Consider the following 4299-nt stretch of genomic DNA (forward strand, 5'->3'; position numbering starts at 1 on the left):
AGGGAGGGCAGCATCTCGGCACTTGCCTGAGCAGGCAGGGCAGCGGGCGTGACCTGAACAGAAGGAGTCAGGGGCGTCTGCGTGACTTCCTGCACCAGAGCACCGCCCCGGAAGGCAGCCAGGAGCAGCCCGGCGAAGGCCAGCGCCAGCACAGCGAGCATCAGCAACGGACCGCCGAAGACCCCGCTGACCGCCATGGCGGGAATCAACAGCGACACCACTCCCGCCGTACCCCGAGTTACACGCTGAGTGCCACCGGCGCCGTCCGTTAAAAGCGCTGAACACTAACGAACGACCCGCGCTGGTCAGGCGCACGCACCAGGGTCACCTCCTCGGTGCCGTCCATCTGCCGCAGTTGGACGCGCCGGCCTTCCAGGGCGGAGAGCTAGGATTCCTGCCCAATTGGAAGGGCTCTGACCTTGTAAGTCAGCCTGTGTGGGTTCGAGTCCCTCCGGAGGTTTCACACGCGGACGTTGCCTAATGGTTGGCACCACTTTCATACGGTGGCTCCTGGGGGTTCGACTCCCCTCGTCCGCTCCACAGGATTGGTCGGTAATTCAAGAGTAGAGTGTCCGCCTGTAAAGCGGAATGTTCCTGGTTCGAATCCAGGCCGATCAGCCAAACAAAGCGGGGCCTGCAGGACAGCACCCCGCTTTATCGCACGTACACACCAGCCCTTGCTGGAGCAGCAATGGATCCCCTACTCCCTGAATCTCACAATTGATTACACGAGCTGATCCAGCAGCTTACCAGGCGTACGCCTCCGGCGCCTGACCGCCGGGTCCGGGCCAGATGTCGTCAAGCGCCCTGAGGGTCTCTTCCGAGAGCGTGATGGTCAACGACCTTAAGTTCCCTTCCAGCTGCTCAAGTGTGCGCGGCCCAATGATGGGCGCAGTCACCGCAGGGTTGCTGAGCAGCCACGCCAGAGCGACATCAGCGGGCTGTTCTCCCAGATCACGGCACAATCCTTCGTAGCGCTCCAGCTGAGGCCGGTACTTCTCGATCTGAGCCTGCAACCGCTCACTAGCCCGGCGACCTTCACTCGCTTTCTGCAGGGCCCCACCGAGCAGTCCGCCGCCCAGTGGGCTCCACGGAATCAGGCCCAGTCCGAACGCCTGACATGCCGGGATCACTTCAAGCTCCACCACGCGGGCGTTCAGGTTGTACAGGCTCTGCTCGGAGACCAGGCCCATGAAGTGACGCTGCGCCGCAAGACCGTTCGCCTGGGCAATGTTCCACCCGGCAAAATTACTCGACCCGACGTACAGCACCTTGCCTTCCCGAACCAGCTGCTCCATCGCCTGCCACACTTCTTCCCAGGGCGTGGCCCGGTCTATGTGGTGCATCTGGTAGAGGTCGATGCGGTCTGTCTTCAGACGGCGCAGGCTGTCCTCACAGGCGCGCCGGATGTGGTACGCGGACAGTTTCTGGTCGTTGGGGCCCTCACCCATCTTGCCGTAGGCCTTGGTCGCCAGCACAATCTGGTCGCGCTTGCCAGGATTATTCTCCAGCCAGCGGCCAATGATCTGTTCGGTAACGCCCTCGCCCTGTTTCCATCCATACACGTTTGCCGTGTCAAAAAAGTTCACGCCGAGCTCCAGGGCCCGGTCCATGATGCGGTAGGAGTCCTCCTCACTCGTTTCTGGACCGAAGTTCATGGTGCCGAGGCAGAGGGGGCTGACCTGCAGGCCGCTGCGTCCGAGGTGACGGTACTTCATAAGACCCTCCTTGGAATACACCCGACCCTATGCTGCACTGGCCCTTGCCAGGCAGGAACAGCCCACTTTCTGAAGAACAGCTTTTTTTCCTGGCGCCTGCAAGGTGGCGCCGGTGTCGTTTCTTCCATCATCCAAGAAAGCCTCGAGCGCGGCCTGTTGCTGAAGTGCGATGGTGGAGAGCACTTTCAGAAGTCTTCAGGGCTGCACCGCTTACTCGCTCCGGTCCGGACTTGAATCCCTGATGGGGCCAAAGCATTCCCTCCGCAATCACGCGCTGTACGCACTGGACTCCGCCGCTGAACAGGTCCGCACTCACCTCCTTCAAGCAACCGTGCTGGAGTGAGAGGACGTCGCGATCCAATGAATACACCGACGTGCCACATTTTTGCTACTCCGAGCCTGATCACTGTGAAAAACTTAACGTGTGTCTGCGTACGATGACCTGTGTGATGCCCTCGAAGCCCATGGCGTCCCGGTACGCTCACGCCTGAACCCACCAGCGCAAACCCACGACCTTGACCGGGTTCGGGCGCTGCTCCCTGCTCCACCTCCCTCCGCCTGGGAATCCCTGTACGCCCTGCATGATGGTGAAGGGGATCATGGGATAGAAGGCACCCTCCTGGGCCTCAAGTTCATGCCTCTGCACGACGTCCTCCGCTGGCTGCTGGATATGCAGATGTTGATCGACCAGGGCTTTCCGGAGAACGACGGACCCAATCCGGATCCCCGCGTTTCGCAGCATTTCCCCAGCCTGGGGTTGCTGCCCGTATTCGACGACACCACTGGGAACAGCCTTGGCATCGACCTGCAGCCTGGACCTGAGGGCAAGGCTGGGCAGGTGGTGATCTTCGGGGCGGATTATGACGGGGCCCAGTACGTCTGTGCAGACCTTGTTGACCTCTTTCTCCTCCTCCTCCGCGAAGTCAACATGGGAGCTCTGGTGGTCACGCCCCATCCAGGGCAGCTACCGGAGGCCCGCTTGCAGGGCGTCACTGGCGTCTTGATGGATTGGCTGGCCTAACCGAACTGTGCGCTTTTCATCCGCCGGCGAGCACTTCTCCATCAGCACATCCAGGAGGCTCCGATCATCACCAAGTGCAGCCTCGTCCTTCAGGAGGAACCAGACAACCTGACCCGCTGTTACTTGATGGACGGATTACTGCCGGGAACACGGGATTCTGGCGGCGGGCCGGGGTTCAGCGGCCGGGTCCGTGTTGTGTCACCTGCTGGGCATCACGCTCTCCGACCCGATCTAGCACAACCTGTTGTTCGAGCGCTTTCTGCACACCGGGCGCGCCAGCATGCGACAGGGTGAGCGACTCGAACAATTCAACCGGAGCGAGGTGCGTTGAAAGGTAATCCACCAGACGCCCTTTCATTGGTGTGGGTAGACCCGAGTGATGCTGCGGCCGAGTTCGAGGGCATGACCCCCGGAAGGATCCACGGGCGGCAGTGCGATCAGAAACGAATGCAAGCCGTTCATCCACGAAGCGAAGTCCTTCCAAGCTCCCCGCTCCGCCTCGCGCTGAGCTGCACTGAGCGCAAAGAGGATCGTTTCGTGGTCCGTGATCGGCTCCATCGCTTGCAGCACATCCCGGAGTTCGTGCAGCAAGTCCAGCACCAACAGATGCTGGGCATCGTGGTGGGCGTTCACGTCAGTCGTGGGGCAGTCTAGGAGGCTAGCTTTTCGGAGTGCCGCGTTTTTTTCGACAGTGTCCCCCCCGTGCGGGCGTATACCTCCACGTGGGGAAGGTCCGGAGATACATTTCATTCGCAGTGCCAGAGACAAGATCCCATGCCGGAACTCAAGACTCGTCCTTGGGCCGCGTTGCAGCCAGGCGCACCATCCAGATAAGGCCCTCACAACGAACAAAGCGCACCTCTCTCCTCCAAGAGCGAAAAGTATACAAATCCTCTAGTTCAGCGGGCTCATGACCTGGTCTCCTTCCTGAACAAATCCACAGCGTGGCTACAGGGTCCTCCGCAGAATCAGCGTCTAGGATGACTGGCATTTACTCTGGTCTGGAAAAGTCCTCAGCAGCTGACACTTCAAGATTTTTGCAGTCCTGATAGAGGAAAAAGGCTGTTCAGGTGCGCCCGGAAGGCGTCCTGAGTCCAGCGCACCGCTCCAGCCCGACGGTGCAATCACCTGCCGTGTCGAATCCGTTTTCACCGCAGGAATAAGCAACGGAATTCCAGCACTGGCAGCGACGAGGTGGCTCGGCAGCGTTACCACAATGACGAGCGGCTGAGGCGCAGCGATGGTCACAGCCGGGCACATACTGCTCTCTATCCGCACTCCAGCTGCAGGGGCAGCAGGCCTCGGCAGCTGGCACTTTGAAGTGAATGGCGTTGTGGACGGGGTGCGGTAGTCCAAAGGACGAGAACAGGGTCTGTACGAACCTGCCGCTGGGGAGAGGTGACGCTCGTGACGGCCTCGCCCAGTAGGGCACTCGGGCGTGGACGGCACCCACGGCGACTTCCCCAACATGGTCAAGAACGTCAAGATCGCCGCGCCCATCGTGGCCCCGGGTGTCAGTGGCGCGCTGTACGTGGACACGCCCAACTCCGACCTGACCAG

General features: G+C 61.0%; 4 protein-coding genes, 3 tRNA genes and 1 pseudogene. 5 read left to right on the top strand and 3 right to left on the bottom strand.

What is annotated here, in order from left to right; translation table 11 throughout:
- The coding region (locus tag IEY49_RS21100) for a hypothetical protein (protein ID WP_189012372.1) at positions 1-218 on the bottom strand (218 nt) is incomplete at its 3' end.
- A gap of 177 nt (positions 219-395) precedes the next feature.
- Here IEY49_RS21100 and IEY49_RS21105 point away from each other — a divergent pair.
- From IEY49_RS21105 to IEY49_RS21115, 3 genes are all read left to right on the top strand, one after another.
- Positions 396-457, top strand: a tRNA-Thr gene (locus IEY49_RS21105).
- 9 nt (positions 458-466) lie between these two features.
- Positions 467-540: transfer RNA gene (locus tag IEY49_RS21110), tRNA-Met, on the top strand.
- 6 nt (positions 541-546) lie between these two features.
- Positions 547-621, top strand: a tRNA-Tyr gene (locus IEY49_RS21115).
- 125 nt (positions 622-746) lie between these two features.
- Here IEY49_RS21115 and IEY49_RS21120 read toward each other — a convergent pair.
- A complete protein-coding gene (locus tag IEY49_RS21120) occupies positions 747-1718 on the bottom strand; it encodes an aldo/keto reductase (protein ID WP_189012373.1) in 972 nt (323 codons plus the stop codon).
- A gap of 424 nt (positions 1719-2142) precedes the next feature.
- Between IEY49_RS21120 and IEY49_RS21125 the strand changes: the two genes are divergently transcribed.
- Positions 2143-2739, top strand: coding sequence for an SMI1/KNR4 family protein (locus tag IEY49_RS21125; RefSeq protein ID WP_189012374.1), 597 nt, complete (start codon positions 2143-2145; stop codon positions 2737-2739).
- Positions 2740-2884: 145 nt separating this feature from the next.
- Positions 2885-2974, top strand: a pseudogene (locus IEY49_RS22070) (hypothetical protein); the annotation flags it as partial.
- 119 nt (positions 2975-3093) lie between these two features.
- On the opposite strand, the gene IEY49_RS21135 reads toward IEY49_RS22070, so the two are convergent.
- Positions 3094-3372, bottom strand: a complete 279-nt coding sequence (locus IEY49_RS21135; RefSeq protein ID WP_189012375.1) for a hypothetical protein — start codon at positions 3370-3372, stop codon at positions 3094-3096.
- Positions 3373-4299 lie beyond the last annotated feature (927 nt).

The organism is Deinococcus malanensis (assembly GCF_014647655.1).
Lineage (GTDB): Bacteria > Deinococcota > Deinococci > Deinococcales > Deinococcaceae > Deinococcus > Deinococcus malanensis.